Origin of the sequence: Sulfitobacter sp. 1A13679, from assembly GCF_043557115.1 — a bacterium.
Classification (GTDB): Bacteria; Pseudomonadota; Alphaproteobacteria; order Rhodobacterales; family Rhodobacteraceae; genus Sulfitobacter; species Sulfitobacter faviae.
The window spans coordinates 98003-116097 of sequence record NZ_JBIFFO010000014.1 but is presented as its reverse complement, the minus strand read 5'-3'; the positions used below and the strand labels follow the sequence as shown (position 1 = coordinate 116097).

The window sequence follows — 18095 nt, the reverse complement described above, 5'->3', positions numbered from 1 at the left end:
CCCGCGACTTCGATCTCGTCGGGGGCGAGGAAACGGTGCCCGCGCGTGGTGTTCCCGGCGGTGATCCCGTCGATGGTCAGCGGCACCACCTCGGCCCCGGCCTCATCGCTGATCACGCAGAGGATGGAATGCAGCGGGCGGACCCATTTCAGGCTGCCGCTGCCCCACCGCATGGACTTGGGCCAGGGGAAGTTGCGGATGGTCTGCTCCAGCACCTCGGCCACGATCTCGGCGGCGGGGCGGCCCGGTTTCTCGATCTTGGCAAAGAGCACCTTGCCCTTGGGTGTGTCACGCTCCTCTAGCTGGTCGCGCGTCAGACCCGCGCCGCGCAAAAAGCCTTCGATGGCTTTCTCGGGCGCGTCGGCTTTGGGGCCCTTGCGCTCTTCCACCTGTCGGGGGCTGGCGGCAAGCATGTCGCCAAGCGCCAGCGTCAACCGGCGCGGGGTGGTGAAAACGGCCGCGGAGCCATAGGTCAGACCGGCCTCGACCAGACCGTTGGTCACCAGCTTTTGCAGGTCTTCGCCCGCGCGTTTCTGCATCCGCGCGGGAATTTCTTCGGAAAAAAGTTCAATCAGCAGATCTGGCACGGGCGGCCCCCAATTCTTGCCGCGACGGCGGCGTCTCATCGGGGGCTTGGATAACGAGTGCTAGGCGGAGGGTCTAGCCCCCCGCCCCGCGTTTAATCCAACAAGGTGCGGATATCGGGGTCGGAGAATTTCGGCACCACGCGGTAGCCCGCTTCGACGAAGTTATAGACCGCGAAACCGATCAGCCCCAGCCCGGCCCCGCCCAGAAGGAAGCGCCCAAAGGCCATGCCGCGCAGGTCTTGCAGCGCCTCGCCCAGACCGCCCGCCTGTTCGGGGTTGGCCGTGAGCGCCGCATAGCCCAGCGAAAAGGCGACGAGCGCGAGAATGCCGCCATAGATGACAAGGCCGATTTTCACGATGGGGTCGATGCTTTCGGTGAAATGGGTGCGCGCCAGATGGCCCTTATACTTCCCGCTCAGCCCTTTGTAGGCGTAGTAAATCCCCGCGCCCAGCAGGATCAGCGCCCCCGCGGCCACGATATAGCGCCCGGCGGGCATGGCCATCAGCTTTTGCGTCCAGTCCTGCGCGGAACTGCCGCCGGAGTTCTTGCCGCTCATCGCCAGAGCGAGAACCGAGACGCCGATACCGCCGTGGATCAGCCCGGTCGTGATCTGCCCCAGCCGCGCGATCAGCCCCTTGGCGTCGGTGCCGTGGTCTTCGACATCCTTCACACCCGCGGCCACACGCCAGACCAGATAGGCAAGCAGCCCGATGCCGATGGCAAATAGCGCGGGGATGCCATAGGGCTCATCCCGCAGTGCCGCGAGGGCGTCTTTCGTACCCGAGGCTTGGGTGCGTTTCAGGGCGGCCAAAAGCGCCAGCCCCCCGATGATCGTATAGATCACCCCGCGCGCGCCATAGCCCGCGCGCATCACCCATTTCAGCCCCTCATGTGTTTTCTCTGACATTTTTGCCCCCGTTCTATGTGGGGACAAGCGTTCGGCAGCGTCAAAAGGTTCCGCCGAAAGGGTCCGCGCGCGGGGATAAGATCAGTCGGCGGGGCGTTCCGGGCAGGCCTCGCCCACCACGGTGCCGTCATAGGACTTCTCACCGCAGTCGTTCAGCTCATGCCAGATATAGCCGCGCCCGTCGTCGGTCAGCGCCACGATCCGATCGACGCCGTAGTGCACGTTTTTGCCGCCGAGGAAGGTCAGCGCGCTGCCCGCCTCGATCTCAGCCGCAATGGCGGGGGCGTCGAAACAATCGAACCAGCCTGGCGCGTTGCGCGGATCGGTATGGTCGGTCATCTCATAGGTCTCGGTCGCCATGGCGAGGCTGATGTCATGCTCGAAACAGGCGCGAAACCGGATCGGGGAACTGTCGGCGTCGATGGCCTGTAGGTTCTCCGCCGCGATCCCCTCCGGCTCCTCCGTCGTCAAAGAGACGAGTTCAACCTTAGCCTCGGGCACATCGTGATAAAAGCCGTAGATCTGAAGGTAATAGAGCGCCGCACCGGCGATCACTGCGGAGACGAGGATCACGATGCCAACAATCTTGCCGCTCATGCCGCGCTGTCCGCCTCGGGCGTCCAGCCGCCGGCGCGGGTCTGCACGAAGGCATCCGCGCATTGCTTGGCCAGCGCCCGCACCCGCCCGATATAGGCCTGCCGCTCGGTGACCGAGATCACGCCGCGGGCATCCAGCAGGTTAAAGATATGGCTCGCCTTGATGCATTGGTCATAGGCCGGATGCGCCATGACGATGCGCTTGCCGGTCTTTGGGTCTTCGGCGGGCTGTTCGAGGATGAATTTGCAATGCGCCTCGGCCTCGTTGAACTGATCGAGCAGCACCTCGGTGTTGGCCGTATCGAAGTTCCAGCGCGCGAATTCCTCTTCGGTCTGTTTGAACACATCGCCATAGGTCAGCGGGATCGGCGCGTCGGGGCTGTTGAAGGGCATGTCCATGACGTGATCGACACCCAGCACATACATCGCCAGACGCTCCAGCCCATAGGTCAACTCGCCCGAGACGGGGTGGCAGTCATGGCCGCCGACCTGCTGGAAATAGGTGAACTGCGAGACTTCCATGCCGTCGCACCAGACTTCCCAGCCCAGACCCCAAGCGCCGAGCGTCGGGCTTTCCCAATCGTCTTCGACAAAGCGGATGTCATGCAGCGCCATGTCGATGCCGATGGCTTCGAGCGAGCCGAGGTACAGGTCTTGCAGATTGGGGGGGCTGGGTTTGATCAGCACTTGATACTGGTAGTAATGCTGCAAACGGTTCGGGTTCTCACCATAGCGCCCATCCGTGGGGCGGCGCGAGGGCTGAACATAGGCCGCAGCCCAAGGCTGCGTGCCAAGGCTGCGAAGCGTGGTGGCCGGGTGAAAGGTGCCCGCGCCCACTTCCATGTCGTAGGGTTGCAGCACCGCGCAGCCCTGCCGCGCCCAATAGCTCTGCAAAGCAAGGATGATCTCTTGGAAAGAGCGTGGTTTCTGCGCTGCGTCAGACATGGTGATTGCCCCTTAATGATGCGCGCCTTTCCTACGTCTGCAAGCCATGGGGGTCAATCACAGCTTTATCAGAATTTCGCCCCCTTTGGCATGGCATTCGCGCCGCTTTCCGGCGTAATCTGGCTCGGATTTGGTTTTGCGAGAGTTGAGTGACGATGAAGCGAATTCTACGTGCCCCCGTGGCGATCTTCTTGGCCCTGAGCCTGATCTGGGCTGGCGTTGCGCGGGCGCAATCGGCAGAGGATGTCGTTTGGGTTCAGATCGAGGCGCAGCCGTCCTTGGCCGAGGCCACGGATCGGGCGCGCGCCTATGAGACCCTGTTGGATGACGTGAATGGCTTTGCCTTGGGCGGCGGTTGGTACGGCATCGCCGTGGGCCCCTACCGGCGCGAGGATGCGGAACTGGTGCTGCGCAGCTATGTGCGCGACGGTCTGGTGCCGCGCGACAGCTTCATCCAGCAATCCAGCCGGTTCCAGCAGCAATTCTGGCCCGTGGGTGACAACGTTCTGGAAACCGGCGTGATCGACGCACCCGTGGGCGTGGATGGCGGTGCGCCAGAAGAAACCGCCGCGGGCAGCAGCACCCCCGATGTCACGACAACCCCGCTTGATCCCGCAGGGACGGAGGGTGAAACCGAAGCCGCAGAGGCCGAGACCGCCCCGGCCCCCACCCCGCCCGAACCAGATGAGACCCCGGCAGAGGCGCGCCGCTCGGAACGCGCCCTTTCGGCGCAGGAGCGCAAAGACCTGCAAATCGCCCTGCAATGGGCGGGCTTTTATGATGCCGCGATTGACGGTGCCTTCGGCCGTGGCACCCGTGCCTCCATGCGCGCGTGGCAGGGCGCCAACAGCTATGAGCAGACCGGTGTGCTGACCACGCGCCAGCGGGCGGCTCTGATGGCGCAGTATAACGCCGTGCTCGACGGGCTGGGCTTGCAACTGGTGCGCGACGAGAAGGCCGGGATCGAGATCATGATGCCCACCGCCGAGGTCGACTTCGCCCGCTACGAGCCGCCCTTTGCCCATTACGACAGCAGTGGCAACATCGGCGCGCGGGTCTTGTTGATCAGCCAGCCGGGCAATCAGGATACGCTCTACGGCCTCTACGACATCATGCAAACGCTTGAGATCGTCCCCTTGGATGGCCCGCGCGAGCGCAAGCGCAATTCCTTCGAGTTAATCGGCGAGAACGGCAGCATCATCAGCCAGACGCAGGTCTCGCTTGAGAACGGTCAGATCAAGGGCTTCACGCTGATCTGGCCCGCCGGGGACGAAGACCGCCGCCGCCGCGTGGTGGCCGAGATGTCGAAAAGCCTCACGCGCCTGCCCGGTGTGCTCGACGCTGCCGAAGGCAACAGCGACGCGCAGGCGATCGATCTGGTCGCCGGCCTGCAAATCCGCCAGCCCAAGATCGCCCGCAGCGGCTTTTTCATTGATGGCAATGGCGCGGTCGTCACCACCAGCGAAGTCGTGGCCTCCTGTGGGCGGGTGACGCTGGACGCCGATACCGATGCCACGGTGGTCGCCACCGATGAGGCGCGCGGCCTTGCCCTGCTCAAGCCTGAAAGCCGCCTCGCCCCGCTGGCCGTGGCCGAGTTCAGCAACGCGGCCCCGCGCCTGCAATCGGAAATCTCCGTCGCGGGTTACTCCTACGAAGGCGTGCTGAGTGCCGCGACACTGACCTTTGGCGCGCTGTCGGACCTCAAGGGGCTGAACGGGGATGAGACCCTCAAGCGCCTGTCGGTCAAGGCCCAGCCCGGCGATGCTGGGGGTCCGGTCTTTGATGAGAATGGCCACGTCGTGGGCATGTTGCTGCCCCAGACGGAAGCGGACCGCAAACTGCCCGAAGACGTGAGCTTTGCCCTTGATGGTGATGTGATCCTCAAGGCAGCGCAGGAGGCCGGGCTGGCCAGCAAGCAGGCGCAGGGGGCCACCGGCCCGATCGCGCCGCGCGACCTGACCCTGCGCGCGCAGGGCATGACCGTCTTGGTCAGCTGCTGGGAATAACGCGGGGGGATCAGCCCCTAGCGACAAAGACAAAGGGCGGTGCCATCCGCGCCGCCCTTTTACGTTTCAAGCGCGCCAGAATTTGGCGGTGAACATGACGTAGACCGCCATCAGCTCCAACCGTCCGATCCACATGGCGATGATCAATATCCACTTCGCCGTGTCATTAAGGCTGCTGAAATTCCCCGCCGGGCCGATGATCTCTCCCAAGCCCGGGCCGATGTTCGCCAGCGCCGCCGCGGCCCCCGAAACCGAGGTGACGAAATCCAACCCCGTCAGGCTCAGCGCGACCGAGATCAGGCCGAGCGAAACGACGAAGAACATGAAGAAAGACATCACCGAGCTCAGCACGTCCGCCCCCACCGGGCGGCCATCGTAGCGCGGGGTAAAGACACCGTGGGGCGAACGGATCCGCCGCAGCTGCGCGCGGATCGACGCAAAGAGCAGTTGATAGCGGAAGATCTTGATCGAACAGGTGGTCGATCCGGCGCAGCCGCCGATCAGGCCTATGAAAAAGAACAGCGCCACGGCAAAACTGCCCCATTGCATATAGTCCGCCGAGGCATAGCCGGTGCCCGAAATGATCGAGGTGATGTTGAACAGCGCTTCGCGCAAGACCCGCTCGGATTCATAGGTCGTGCCGCTGCGCAGAACGAAAAAGACGATCACCACCAGAAAGGTCATCGTCATAAAAAAGCCGCGCACCTGCGGGTCGCGGTGGAGGGCCACGGGGTTGCCGTTGATCAGCTGCACATAGCGTACGAAGGGCAGCGCGGCGAGGATCATGAAAATCACGGCGACATATTCGGCGGGGCCGGAAAAGGTGCTGAAGGAGGCATCGTAGTTGGAAAAACCACCCGTTGAGACCGTGGTCAGCGCATGTACGGTCGCGTCAAAGGTGGTCATCCCAAGGGCCAGATAGCTCAGCATGCAGGCCAGCGTGAGCCAGAGGTAGATCACCGAAATCTGCGTTGCGATCTGCCCCGCGCGGGGCAGGATTTTCCCGAAAGTGTCAAAGGATTCGGATTTGAAGATCTGCATACCACCGACCCGCAACTCAGGCAGGAAGACCATGGCGACAACGACGATACCGATGCCGCCCAGCCATTGCAGAATACCGCGCCAGATCAACAGACCTTTGGGCAGGTCTTCCAACCCGGTCAGCACCGTGGCCCCGGTGGTCGTCAGCCCCGACATCGCCTCGAACATCGCGTCGGTCACGCTGGCCTCGGTCGCGCCAAGCACGAAGGGCAAGGCCCCGAAGAGCGGCAGCATCAGCCAGACGCCGGTGGTCAGCATGAATGTCTGTTGAATGGTGAGCCCTTCACGGACTCCATTGGCGCTGGCGAGGGCGATCATACCGCCACCCAGCGTCGTGATCAGCGCGCTTTCGACGAAGACCCACCACTGGCCCCGGCCTTCGGCCAGATCGACCAAGATCGGGATGATCATGGCAAGGCCGAGCACGGCCACCAAAAGGCCCACGACATATCCGACAGGTCGTATATCCAACATGCGCGCAGCGTTGGCTTGGCCGCTCGTCGCTGTCAAGCCGAGACGGGACCGGGGCGCGATTTGGCCCCGGTCCGTGTCGTCTTAGATGTAGTAGAGGTCTTTGAAAACGTGGTGAACGATGTCGTCACGCTTGATGCCCATGGCGGCCAGTTCTTCGTCGCTTTTCGCTTGCAGGCCTTGGACCTGCTCAAAACGGCGTTGGGCGGTGGAGCCCATCATGATGCCATGGCCGATCCCCGCGAAAAAGCGGCGCAGACCGGCGCCGGCGCGCCGCAGCCCTTCGAGGGGAGAGACGGAGTGGGCGGGGTGAGCAGTGCTCTGGTAGGTCATCTGATTGCCTTTGCAATTTCCAGTATTTCGATGACCGTTAGATAGGCAATGCTGCGCCGCAGCAGAACCGACGTTTTCGCATAGCCGCTGGTCGGGACTTGCAGGGCTGACAGGGCGACATTCACCATTTCCGCGCTAAGACAGGCGGAATGCCCCGCAAAGGGGCGCGGCGCGGGCTGCGAACAACCAATGCGCGATTGCCGCGCCGTCCGGGGTCAGCCGACGTGGAAGAGCGTGTTGAAAAGCTTGGGGTCGATGCTCTGCGCGGCAAAGGTCTCACCTTGGGTCAGCACGCTGATCGCATCGTGGCTGTGCAGGCTTTCTTGATGGCTGGCGACGATGCGGAAATCGCCCACCCGGTCATCGGCCAAAAGCTGTTCGCAAAACAGCCGCGCGGCATCCTCGACAAAGATCGGATTGGCGGCGTTAAGCTCTGCAAACGCCTGTTCGTCTTCGCGTTTGACCATGACCTGCGTCTCGGTCGGCACGGCGCGGCGGCAAATCTCGATCAGGTCTTCGAACCAAAGGCAATCGCCCTCATCCCGCGTCTCGATCGATATCCGCGCGACGGAGCGTTGCGAATGCGGCGTCGCCAATTGCCCGCGGGTCTGGCGCGCGTGTTCGCTCAGTTCCAGCGAACAGGGGCAGGTGCTGGAATAGACATAGTCGAGATGCACGATCTTCTTGCGCTCGCTGTTCTGTTCGACCAATTCGAGCGCGATGTCGTAATACTGATAGCCCGTGAGGCCCGAGCGCAGGCTGCCGATCTTCATCGGGAAGGAAAAGCGCATCTGAATTCGCGCGTCCAAGCTCTCAAGATCGGCCTTGTAATCGTCCAGCGCCGCTTCGATCACCTCGAAGCTGAAGGTCGCCTCGGCGTGGCGGTAGAAGCTGCGCATGATGCGGGACATGTTGATGCCCTTCTTCTCCGCATCGAGCGAGACCGTGCCGGTCACGGAAGTCTCAAGCCGCAGATCCCCGCCCTCGCGGCTGCGATAGCGGATCGGCAGGCGAAAGTTCGAGATACCGACATGCTGGATCAACTGTTGCGCGCCGCGGATCAGGCTGGAGGGGCCGTTTTGCAGATCCGGCAGGCTGGCGCGGTAATTGTCGCCCGCCGTGAAATCTTCGGGATAGGCGCGGCTGAGGGCGGGATATTCGGCAGGAGCCAGCATCCGCGCCATGGCCGGGTCCAGCGCCGCAATCTCGGCCGGGGTGGCCGTTTCGGCCCAAGCGCGCAGCGTGGCGAGCGCGGATTGCGCCGCCTCCCGGTCCGGTGTCTCGGACATCTCAGTCACGATGTTCATTGCGCGGCCCTCCGGTCTGTCGCTCTCAATGTATGATGCGCGGGGCCAAAATGCCACCGCGCCCGCGACTCATCAGGTCAGGCTTGCGCCGCCGCATCCAAGGCTTGCAGCAGATCAGCCTTAAGATCGCCGCTATATTCCAGCCCCACGCTGATCCGCACCAGCCCCGGCGTGATGCCCAAAAGGTCTTTGGTGTCCTGCGGCAGACGCTGGTGGGTGGTGGTGGCCGGATGGGTGACGATGGTCTTGGCGTCGCCAAGGTTGTTTGAGATTACCCCCACCTGCAACGCATTCAGGAAAGCGAAAGCTGCCGCCTTGCCGCCCTTGAGGTCGATGGACAGCACCGTGCCCCCTGCCCCCATCTGGCGCATCGCCAGTGCGTTCTGCGCATGGCCCGCAAGGCCCGGGTAAAGCACCCGCGCCAATGCCGCATGACCGTCCAACGCCTCGGCCAATTCCTGTGCGCTGGCCGCCTGCGCCCGCACCCGCAGGTCGATGGTCTCCAACCCTTTGAGCATGATCCAAGCCGTGAAGGGGCTCATCGAGCCGCCGGTGTGTTTCATGTAAGGCTCAAGCGTGCCGCGGATGAAATCGCGGCTGCCCAGCACCACACCGCCAAGCGCGCGGCCCTGCCCGTCGATATGTTTGGTCGCGGAATAGACCACCACATCCGCGCCCTGCGAGATCGCGCGCGAGAAGACCGGCGTGGCAAAGACATTGTCGACCACCACCAGCGCGCCCTTGGCATGGGCGAGCTTGGCCACGGCCTCAATGTCGATCACCTCAAGCGTGGGGTTGGCCACGGATTCAAAAAACACCGCGCGGGTGTCGTCGCGGATCGCGGCCTCCCAAGCAGAGAGATCGCTGCCGTCGACGAAAGTGACCTCCACCCCGTAGCGGCCAAGGATCTCTTCCAGCACATAGATACAAGACCCGAAGAGCGCCCGGGCCGAGACGACATGATCGCCCGCCTTTAGCATCGAGATCAGCGCGCCCGAGACCGCCGCCATGCCGCTGGCGGTGGCAAAGGCATCTTCGGCCCCTTCCAAAGTGGCGATGCGGTCCTCGAACATGGCGACCGTGGGGTTGCCATAGCGGGCATAGATGAACTCATCCGGGCCGATCTCTTCGAAACGCGCCTCGGCCTGTTCGGCGCTGTCATAGACGAAACCTTGGGTCAGGTAGATCGCTTCGCTCACCTCGCCATATTGGCTGCGGCGGGTGCCTGCGTGGATCGCTTGGGTGCGCGCGTGACGGTCGTTGCTCATCAATCTCATCCTTCCGGCCCGACCTCGCGGGCATAAAAAAACCCCAGACGCGGCCAAGCGAAAGGGGTCTTTCATCCTGACCTTTTAGCGGCATGTTTAACGTGGCCCACAATCCGGTAACAAATCGCCACGCGGGGTGGATTACGCCGCGCGACGCTACAGGTCAACAGTTTCGCGCGGGGCCTTCGTTAAATTTGAGCGGATCAGCCTTGGTCTTTCTTCTCGCCGTAGGCTTCGAACAGCTTGCCCTGCGCCATGAAGAAAACGAAAATCGCCGCCGTGAGACCGAAGGTTTTGAAGTAGACCCAAGTATCGGTCGAGAAGAACCGCCAGATCACCTCATTCGCCAGCGCCAGACCAAAGAAGAAATACATCAGCCGTTTGGTCAGCAGCATCCAGCCCTCATCGCGCAGGGGCATCATCTCTTCCATGACGTATTTCAGGTAGGATTGCCCGCGCAGCAGGCCGACGGCCAAGAGGCCGCCGAAAAGCACATAGATCAGCGTCGGCTTCATCTTGAAGAAGCGGTCATCGTTCAGCCAGACCGACAACCCGCCAAAGATCACCACCAGCACCACGGTGGCGACCTGCATCCGGCTGAGCTTGCCCGTCAGCGCCCAAAGCGCGCCGGTCGAGAGTACCAGCAGCGGCACGAACATCGCGGTGACGACGATAAAGCCGTCATACTCCGTCCCGCCGAAAGTGTAGGTGTTATCCTTGAGCCACAGATAGGCCACGAGGAAGGCCAAGACCGGCCCGTATTCCAAGCCTGCCCGCAGCATTGGGTTGATCTCTCTTGGTTCTGACATGCCTGTTCCTTCAGCCGCCCATTTCAACAATCACCGCCCCGGCTGCGATCAGCGCCATCAGCGCGATGCGGCGCGGGCCGACGGTTTCTTTCAGCACCAGCACCCCGATCAGCGCGGCAAAGACGGTCGAGGTCTCGCGCAGCACCGCCGCCTCGCCCACCTTGTCGAGCCGCGTGGCCAGCATGACCGACCCGAAACTCGCAAAAGCGATGATCCCGCCGATAAAGCCGCGCAGCATCAGCGGCGCCACCTCGGGCGGGTTCTCCATCGCGTGCCAGCGCCGCCATGCGATCACCGGCATCACCAACCCGTCGATCATGAAAAACCATGCAAGGAAGGTGAAAGGATCCGCCGTGGCGCGGATGCCGTATGCGTCATATGTGGTGTAAAGCGCCACGAACAAGCCCGTCAGCACCGCCAGGCCGAGCGCCGCGTGCAGCGTATCACGCGCGGCGACCAAATTGCGCAGGTTATAGAGGGCCAGACCAAAGATACCGCTCAGCAGCACCGCCACGCCCAGCCATTGCACCGCGTTGAACCGCTCGCCAAAGATCAGATAGGCCCCCACCACGGCAAAGAGCGGCCCCGTCCCGCGCACCACCGGATAGACCACCGTATAAGCGCCCTTGGTATAGGCCCATGCCTGCAACAGCTTGTAGATCACATGGATCACGAAAGCGCCGAGGAAGATCACCCACATATGCGGCTCGGGCCAAGGCACGACAAAAAGCGCGAAGGGTGCCGCCATCACGCCATAGGAGACATCAATCGCCCCGCGCGTGAGCCAAGGATCATGTCGCCCCTTTTGCAGGGCGCCGAAAACCGCGTGCAGGAAGGCTGCGGAAAGCGCCAGCCACAGGGCCGCGGTATGGCCCGCGGGGGTGCCTTCGATCGACAGGATCCAGTCGGTCATCCCGGAACCACCACAGCGGCGAGAGGTTTATACTTCAAAGCCTCTATCACCAACGGAATTTCCATGTTTGAAAGCCTGATCGCGGATCTCACCCACAGTTTTTCCAAAGTGCCGGTTACCGTGGCCGCGGCGCGGCTGCTCATGGCCGCCTTTCTCGCGGGTATCGTCGGATATGAGCGCGAGCGGCGCGACAAGCCTGCGGGGCTGCGGACCCATATCATGGTGGCCATCGCCGCCTGTCTCTTCATCATCATCGGGCAAGAGCTGGGCAGTTTGGAGTTCGGCGAAGGTGACCAGATGCGGTTTGATCCGCTGCGTCTGATCGAAGCGGTGACCGCGGGCGTCGCCTTCCTTGCGGCGGGGATCATTTTTACCTCGAACGGCGAGGTGCGCAACATCACCACCGGCGCGTCGATGTGGCTGGCCGGTGCCATCGGCCTGTCCTGCGGCGCGGGGCAAATCCTGCTGGCCTGTCTGACCGCAGGGGTCGTGGTGCTGGTTCTGACCGTTCTGCGCTGGATCGAACGAAAGCTTGGCACCCATGACTGAACAGGGCCGCCACTTTCGGCGGCCAGTGTACTCTCAGCCATCCGTGCCCACCAAGGCGGCGGCGAATTCATCCGGGTCAAAGGGCGACAGATCGTCAATCTGCTCGCCCACGCCTACGGCATGAATGGGCAGGCCAAAGCGATCCGCCAGCGCCACCAGCACGCCACCCTTGGCGGTGCCGTCAAGCTTGGTCATCACCAGACCGCTGACATCTGAGATCTCTTGGAAAACCTTCACCTGATTGACCGCGTTCTGCCCCGTCGTGGCATCCAGCACCAATAGGGTGTTATGCGGCGCACTCTCATCCTTCTTGCGGATGACGCGGACGATCTTGGCCAATTCCTCCATCAGGTCGCCCCGATTTTGCAAACGGCCTGCCGTGTCGATCAGCAACAGATCGGCCCCCTCTTCCTGCGCGCGGCCCATGGCATCAAAGGCAAGGCTCGCCGGGTCGCTGCCCTCGGGCGCGGTCAGCACGGGCACGCCTGCGCGTTCGCCCCAGACCTGCAACTGCTCGACCGCCGCGGCGCGGAAGGTATCCCCCGCGGCGATCACGACCTTCTTGCCCGCCGCACGGAATTGCGAGGCCAATTTGCCGATGGTCGTCGTCTTGCCCGAGCCGTTCACGCCGACCACCAGCACCACCTGCGGGGTCTTGGCATAGAGCGGCAGGGGCCGAGCCACGGGCTCCATGATGCGGCTGACTTCACTGGCGAGCAGTTGTTTGATCTCTGCCACCGAGAGTTTTTTGCCAAAGCGCCCTTCGGCCATATTCGCGGTGACCCGCAGCGCCGTGTCGACGCCCATGTCCGCGCTGATCAGCAGCTCTTCGAGCTGTTCGAGCATCTCGTCATCCAGCGTCCGGCGCACCACCGGCTGCGCGGCACCGCGGCCCATGAGACGGCCTAGAAGGCCCGGTTTGGCGGGGGCGGCCTCGGCTGGGGTTTCGTCCAGCGCCGGGGCGACGGGTGTCATCGCTTGGCGCAGGTCGGTCGCCGCGGGAACTTCCTCCGGGGTCGGGGCGGGCTCAGGATTAGCGGCGGGGGGGGCCTGCGCGGGCGTGGGGTCCGGCTGGGGCTCGGTCGGTTCGGGCTGCGGTTCAGGCGCAGGCTGCGGCTCGGGCTCTGGGAGCGTCTCGGGTTCCGGGGCGGGTTCAGGCGCGGGGGTCGGCTCTTCCGCCTCCCGCTCTGCCGCCAACATTGGGCCGCTGTCCTCCTGCCCGTCGGGCATCACGTCAGAGGCCGCGCCGGGCTGGTCCATCACCGCATCCACGGGGGCCGCTTCGGCCTCCGCCTCTCCGCCATCGCTGACGATTGCCTCCAACCCCTCGTCGAGTTTGGACGAGGATTTGAACAAGCGGTCCTTGAGCTTCGTGAAGAAGGCCATCGGCGTCTCCCATGCAGTTTCGTCTTGATCTATAGGCTTGCCCGCGCAGATGGAAGGGCGCCCGGGCAGATCAAGCCCGCCGGGAGGGGGCGGGGTCAGATTTCATCGGGGAAATGCTGCATCACCAGCCGGATCGGGTTCGGCGCCGCCTGCCCCAGCCCGCAGATCGAGGCATCGACCATGGCGGTCGACAACGCCTCCAGCAGGTCTTGGTCCCAGCGGTCCTCCTGCATCAGCTTCACCGCCTTTTCACAGCCGACCCGGCAGGGCGTGCATTGGCCACAGCTTTCATCCTCGAAAAACCGCAACATGTTGAGGGCGGCGGCCCGCGCGCTGTCGTGTTCTGACAGGACAACCACCGCCGCCGAGCCGATGAAAGACCCATGTGGCTGCAACGTGTCAAAGTCCAACGGCAGATCCGCCATCGACGCGGGCAACAGCCCCGAGGACGGGCCACCCGGTTGATAGGCTTTGAACAGATGGCCCTCTGCCATGCCCCCCGCCGTGGCGATGATATCGGTGATGGTCGAGCCTGCGGGCAGCAGATACATCCCCGGGCGCGCCACGCGGCCCGAAACGGAATAGCTCCGCAGCCCCTTGCGGCCATTCTTTTCGACGCCGTTCAACACCTGCGGCCCCTCGCGGCATATGCGGGCGATCCAATGCAGGGTCTCCACGTTATGCACCAAGGTCGGGCGACCAAAGACACCGACCTGCGCCACATAGGGCGGGCGGTGGCGCGGCAAGCCGCGCTTGCCTTCGATGCTTTCGATCATGGCGCTTTCCTCGCCGCAGATATAGGCCCCCGCCCCACGACGCAGATCGACATAGCCGGGCGCGATGAGGCCCGCACCTTCCAGAGCGGCGATCTCACGGCGCAGAATCTCCAGCACCGCCGGGTATTCATCGCGCATGTAGAGAAAGACTTTCTCCGCCTCCACCGCCCAAGCGGCGATCAACATGCCTTCGAGGAAGAGATGCGGCCTGCGTTCGAGATACCAGCGGTCCTTGAAGGTGCCCGGCTCGCCCTCATCGCCATTTACCGCCAGATAGCGCGGGCCGGGATTGCCGCGCACGAAGCCCCATTTCTTGCCCGAGGGAAAACCAGCCCCGCCAAGACCGCGCAGCCCGGCCTCTAACAATTGCTCCTGCACCGCTTCCCAATCGCCCCCCTGACGCAGGTTCAACAGCGCGTCGTAACCCCCTGATGCCGTGTAGGTTTCGTAAGCCTCATAGTCGGGCAGCTGGGCATGGGTATCTCCGGCGCCAATTGCCGCGAGGACTTTCTCGGGCGTCGCGTGGTCGATATGGTTATGACCCAGTTCCAGCACCGGCGCCGTGTCGCAGCGCCCCCTGCAGGGCGCGCGCAGGACGCGCACTTCTGTCGGGTCCAGCCCCTCCTCCAACGCGGTTTTCAAGGCCTGCGCCCCGGCCAGCTCGCAAGACAGAGAATCGCAAACACGAATGGTCAGCGCGGGCGGCGGGGTCTCGCCCTCTTTCACCACGTCGAAATGGGCGTAGAAACTGGCGACCTCATAGACCTCGGCCATCGACAGGCGCATCTCTTCGGCCAAGGCGCGCAGATGCGCGGCCGACAGGTGGCCAAAGCGGTCTTGGATCAGATGCAGAAACTCGATCAGCAGATCGCGGGCGCGCGGGCGGTCGCCCAGCAGCGCGCGGACCTCATCCCACGCCGTATCCTGCAACTGCCGCCCCTTGGGGTGATGCCGCCCCTTGCCCTTGCCGGATTTCCAAACGCCCTTTCGCGGCTCCCCCGCCGCAGCCTTGCCGTGATCGTCCAGCGCCATGTCTTTCCCCCGCCTTGCTTTCCGCCTTGGTAACAAATCCAAAGCCCTAGGCGCGATCAAAAAGCGACAATCGCGCGGGTGTTTGCGTTGTGCGCGGCCCCTGCGGCGGGCAGAATACGGGGGCCGAGCCGATTGGCCGGGGTCGCAGGGGAAAACGCATGCTGTGGTATGTGATCGCAAGTCTGACACCGGCGGTGTTGATCGCCGCCGCCGCCCTCTGGGGCGGGGTCTGGCCCGTGCTGGCACTGTTGTCGATCACGGTGCATGTGGCCTTCATGGACCGGTTGGGCCGCGCCCTGCGCCTTTCCGACAGCTCAGGCCGCGCCCTGACGCTGACCTTGGCCGCCACGCATTTCCTGCTGCTGCCGCTCGGGGTCTGGGCAATTGGCGCAGCCCCGCATCTTGAGGCGTTGGACCGCGCCCTGATCTTTGCCGCCCTTGGCCTGTTTCTGGGCCAGATCAGCAATTCCAACGCCCATGAGTTGATCCACGCCAGCCGCCGCCTGCCCCGGCGGATCGGCACGGCGATCTATATCTCGCTGCTGCACGGGCATCACGTCTCTGCCCATCTGCGGGTGCATCATCCCGCCGCCGCCACCCCGGCTGATCCCAACTCCGCCCCCAAGGGCATGGGGTTCTGGCGGTTTCTGCTGAGCGCAAGCTGGGGGGAGTTTCGCGCCGGGTGGCAGGCCGACAGTGCGCAGCGGGCGCGCACGACGGGGCCGCAGGGGCTGCACCCTTACACGCTCTACCTCACTGGCGCGGCGCTGGCGCTGCTCACGGCGCTGCTGCTGGGCGGGGTCGCCGGGCTGCTCGCCTATATCGGGCTGGCAGCCTATGCACAGATGCAACTGCTGCTGTCGGACTATGTGCAGCACTATGGGCTCCGGCGAGAGCAGCGCCCCGATGGCCGGTTCGAGCCGATGGGCCCGCTGCACAGTTGGAACGCGCCGAAATGGTACTCCGCCGCGATGATGCTGAACGCCCCGCGCCATTCGGACCACCACATGCGCCCCGCCCGCGCCTTCCCGGCGCTGGAGGTGACGCCAGAGATGCCGAAACTGCCCTATTCCCTGCCCGTGATGGCGGTGATCGCCCTCGTCCCCCCGCTGTGGCGGCGGGTGATGGACCGGCGCGTGGCGCGGTGGCATCAGCGCTGACCCCACTGGCGCGGGGCGCGCGCTTCTGGCAGGCTCGTGGCATGAGACATGCCTTTGCCCTGATCTGCACTCTCCTTCCCCTGCCTGCCTTGGCCGAGATGGCGGCGGCGGAGTTCGAAGACTATACTGAGGGCAAAACCCTCTACTTCGGCCAATCCGGCGCGCCTTATGGGGCGGAAATCTACCACGAGGACCGGCGCGTACAGTGGTCCTTTCTCGATGGCCACTGCAAAGAGGGGCGCTGGTATGAGGCCGATGGGCTGATCTGCTTTGTCTACGAAGACGACCCCACCCCGCAATGCTGGAGCTTTACCGAAAGCCCGACCGGACTGGTGGCGCGGTTCGAGAATGATCCGGCCCGGACCGAGCTTTACGAGGCACGAGAGAGGACCGATCCGCTGCTCTGCCTCGGGCCGGAAGTCGGGGTCTAAGCGGGTTCAGCCCTCGCCTTTGACCGGCAGCCGACCGTCGGCGAATTCGATCTCCAAATGCGCCGCCTTCTTGGCAGCCTCCGCGCTGGTCACCACATCACCGTCGCCCCGCACCACGGCGAAACCACGGGCCAGCGTTTCGCGATAGCCGAGCGTGCCGAGCGTGCGGCCCATCGCGGCGATCTGGCGGCGGCGGCGGTCCTGATCGGCGCGGCCTGCGCGCGCCAGCCGGGCCAGCACCTCTTTCAACCGTTGGTCTTGGCGCGAGAGGTCGCGGCGCAGAACCTCGGGGCGGAAGGTTTGCGTGCGGTCCAAAAGCCGCTCCCGGCGGCGGAGGATCTGACGGTGCAGCACCTCGGGGTGGAACCGGTCAATCCGCGCGGCCAGCCGCTCGCGCTGTCCGGCCAAATTGCGTTGCCACGCCGGGTCGAGCCGCGCCGAGAGCTGCGCCAGACGTTGGCGATCCGCCTCTAACTGGCGGCGCAGGGTGCCGGGGCGCAGAGCACCCGACATATCGGCCAGCTTGACGCGGCGACCTTGGACGCCTGCGATCAGCGCGGGGGCCAGTTTCTCCCCCCCACGATCAAGACGCTGGCGCGGCCCCTCCAGCAGCGTGTCGGCCCGGGGCAAGGCCCGCGCCAGATCCCGCATCCGCTGGCTGCGACGGGTCAACCCTTGGCTCAGCGCCTGACGCATCCTCGCGCCCTGCCCCTCCAGCCATGCCGCCAGCTCATGCCGCACGGGCACCGCCAGTTCCGCCGCCGCCGTGGGCGTGGGCGCGCGTTTGTCTGAGACATAGTCGATCAGCGTCGTGTCCGTCTCATGCCCCACGGCAGAGATCAGCGGAATGTCCGAAGCCGCCGCCGCACGCGCAACGCTTTCCTCGTTAAAGCCCCAAAGGTCTTCGACCGAGCCACCCCCACGGGCCACGATGATCAACTCAGGCCGGGGCAATGCGCCACCGGGGGTGAGCTGGTTGAACCCTTGGATCGCGCGCACCACCTCGGGCGCGCATTTCGCGCCCTGAACGGCGACCGGCCAGACCAGCACCTTGCGCGGGAAACGATCCCGCAGCCGGTGCAAGATGTCACGGATCACCGCCCCCGAGGGCGAGGTCACAACGCCGATGATCTCGGGCAAATAGGGCAGCGGGCGTTTGCGTTCGGGGGCGAACAGCCCCTCCGCCGCCAGCGCCGCCTTGCGTTTCTCCAACAGCGCCATCAGCGCGCCCATGCCCGCCGGTTTGATATCCTCGATAACGATCTGGTACTTCGACTGCCCCCCGAAAGTGGTGATGCGCCCGGTGGCGATGACCTCCATCCCCTCTTCAGGCTGGGTTTCAAGCCGTGCGGTCACGCCTTTCCAGATCACGCCCGAGATCACCGAGCGGTCATCCTTGAGATCAAGATAGACATGCCCCGAACGCGGACGGCTAACGCGGCCCACTTCACCGCGAATCCGCACATGGCCGAACTCCCCCTCGATCACCCGTTTGATCGCGCCCGAAAGCTCGGTCACCGTGAATTCGGGGCTGTTGCCACCGGGGGCGGGGTCGTCGAACAGATCCATCTGGGCAC

Annotated in this window: 17 protein-coding genes and 1 riboswitch; of the genes, 4 read left to right on the top strand and 13 right to left on the bottom strand. The window is 64.3% G+C overall.

What is annotated here, in order from left to right; translation table 11 throughout:
* The 4 genes from ACGYLA_RS12570 to ACGYLA_RS12555 form a co-directional block, all read right to left on the bottom strand.
* Window positions 1-587, bottom strand: a 587-nt coding sequence (locus tag ACGYLA_RS12570) for a glycine--tRNA ligase subunit beta (protein WP_394432849.1), incomplete at its 3' end; no start/stop codon positions are given.
* A 92-nt stretch (window positions 588-679) separates the two neighbouring features.
* Window positions 680-1495 carry a DUF1206 domain-containing protein gene (locus ACGYLA_RS12565; RefSeq protein ID WP_394432847.1) on the bottom strand — a complete coding sequence of 272 codons (816 nt, stop codon included), beginning with the start codon at window positions 1493-1495 and terminating at the stop codon, window positions 680-682.
* Window positions 1496-1576: 81 nt separating this feature from the next.
* Window positions 1577-2092, bottom strand: coding sequence for a DUF6446 family protein (locus tag ACGYLA_RS12560; RefSeq protein WP_394432845.1), 516 nt, complete (start codon window positions 2090-2092; stop codon window positions 1577-1579).
* Window positions 2089-3036 (bottom strand): glycine--tRNA ligase subunit alpha, encoded by a 948-nt coding sequence (locus ACGYLA_RS12555; protein WP_271687775.1) that lies wholly within the window; start codon window positions 3034-3036, stop codon window positions 2089-2091. The genes ACGYLA_RS12560 and ACGYLA_RS12555 overlap by 4 nt, the downstream gene beginning before the upstream one ends.
* A 155-nt stretch (window positions 3037-3191) precedes the next feature.
* Between ACGYLA_RS12555 and ACGYLA_RS12550 the strand changes: the two genes are divergently transcribed.
* The gene (locus tag ACGYLA_RS12550; protein ID WP_394432843.1) at window positions 3192-5042 is read left to right on the top strand and encodes a serine protease; all 1851 of its coding nucleotides are present in this window, start codon (window positions 3192-3194) and stop codon (window positions 5040-5042) included.
* Window positions 5043-5108: 66 nt separating this feature from the next.
* Here ACGYLA_RS12550 and ACGYLA_RS12545 read toward each other — a convergent pair whose 3' ends face one another.
* The 6 genes from ACGYLA_RS12545 to ACGYLA_RS12520 all read right to left on the bottom strand — a co-directional run bounded on the left by ACGYLA_RS12545 (window position 5109) and on the right by ACGYLA_RS12520 (window position 11184).
* Window positions 5109-6557, bottom strand: coding sequence for a TrkH family potassium uptake protein (locus ACGYLA_RS12545; RefSeq protein ID WP_322328020.1), 1449 nt, complete (start codon window positions 6555-6557; stop codon window positions 5109-5111).
* A gap of 81 nt (window positions 6558-6638) precedes the next feature.
* Window positions 6639-6887, bottom strand: coding sequence for a hypothetical protein (locus tag ACGYLA_RS12540; protein WP_067262845.1), 249 nt, complete (start codon window positions 6885-6887; stop codon window positions 6639-6641).
* Window positions 6888-7102: 215 nt separating this feature from the next.
* Complete coding sequence (gene folE2 / locus ACGYLA_RS12535; protein WP_394432840.1) at window positions 7103-8194, bottom strand: GTP cyclohydrolase FolE2; 1092 nt, start codon at window positions 8192-8194, stop codon at window positions 7103-7105.
* Between the two features lie 77 nt (window positions 8195-8271).
* The gene (gene metZ, locus ACGYLA_RS12530) at window positions 8272-9462 is read right to left on the bottom strand and encodes an O-succinylhomoserine sulfhydrylase (protein ID WP_394432838.1); all 1191 of its coding nucleotides are present in this window, start codon (window positions 9460-9462) and stop codon (window positions 8272-8274) included.
* A gap of 64 nt (window positions 9463-9526) precedes the next feature.
* Window positions 9527-9603, bottom strand: a riboswitch (SAM riboswitch).
* Window positions 9604-9665: 62 nt separating this feature from the next.
* Complete coding sequence (locus ACGYLA_RS12525) at window positions 9666-10271, bottom strand: inner membrane-spanning protein YciB (RefSeq protein ID WP_209217881.1); 606 nt, start codon at window positions 10269-10271, stop codon at window positions 9666-9668.
* Window positions 10272-10281: 10 nt separating this feature from the next.
* The gene (locus tag ACGYLA_RS12520; protein ID WP_271693343.1) at window positions 10282-11184 is read right to left on the bottom strand and encodes a DMT family transporter; all 903 of its coding nucleotides are present in this window, start codon (window positions 11182-11184) and stop codon (window positions 10282-10284) included.
* A gap of 63 nt (window positions 11185-11247) precedes the next feature.
* Here ACGYLA_RS12520 and ACGYLA_RS12515 point away from each other — a divergent pair, with 63 nt between their 5' ends.
* On the top strand, window positions 11248-11733 hold the full coding sequence (locus ACGYLA_RS12515) for an MgtC/SapB family protein (protein WP_168611952.1): 486 nt from the start codon (window positions 11248-11250) through the stop codon (window positions 11731-11733).
* Between the two features lie 33 nt (window positions 11734-11766).
* Here ACGYLA_RS12515 and ftsY read toward each other — a convergent pair whose 3' ends face one another.
* Both ftsY and ACGYLA_RS12505 read right to left on the bottom strand, forming a co-directional pair.
* On the bottom strand, window positions 11767-13119 hold the full coding sequence (gene ftsY / locus ACGYLA_RS12510) for a signal recognition particle-docking protein FtsY (RefSeq protein ID WP_394432835.1): 1353 nt from the start codon (window positions 13117-13119) through the stop codon (window positions 11767-11769).
* Between the two features lie 95 nt (window positions 13120-13214).
* Window positions 13215-14927, bottom strand: a complete 1713-nt coding sequence (locus ACGYLA_RS12505; RefSeq protein WP_394432833.1) for an NAD(P)H-dependent oxidoreductase subunit E — start codon at window positions 14925-14927, stop codon at window positions 13215-13217.
* A gap of 158 nt (window positions 14928-15085) precedes the next feature.
* Here ACGYLA_RS12505 and ACGYLA_RS12500 point away from each other — a divergent pair, with 158 nt between their 5' ends.
* Window positions 15086-16087 (top strand): alkane 1-monooxygenase, encoded by a 1002-nt coding sequence (locus ACGYLA_RS12500; protein ID WP_394432831.1) that lies wholly within the window; start codon window positions 15086-15088, stop codon window positions 16085-16087.
* 41 nt (window positions 16088-16128) lie between these two features.
* On the top strand, window positions 16129-16518 hold the full coding sequence (locus ACGYLA_RS12495; RefSeq protein ID WP_394432829.1) for a hypothetical protein: 390 nt from the start codon (window positions 16129-16131) through the stop codon (window positions 16516-16518).
* A gap of 6 nt (window positions 16519-16524) precedes the next feature.
* Here the strand turns inward: ACGYLA_RS12495 and xseA are convergent, their stop codons facing one another.
* Complete coding sequence (gene xseA / locus ACGYLA_RS12490; RefSeq protein WP_394432827.1) at window positions 16525-18087, bottom strand: exodeoxyribonuclease VII large subunit; 1563 nt, start codon at window positions 18085-18087, stop codon at window positions 16525-16527.
* Window positions 18088-18095: the final 8 nt, after the last annotated feature.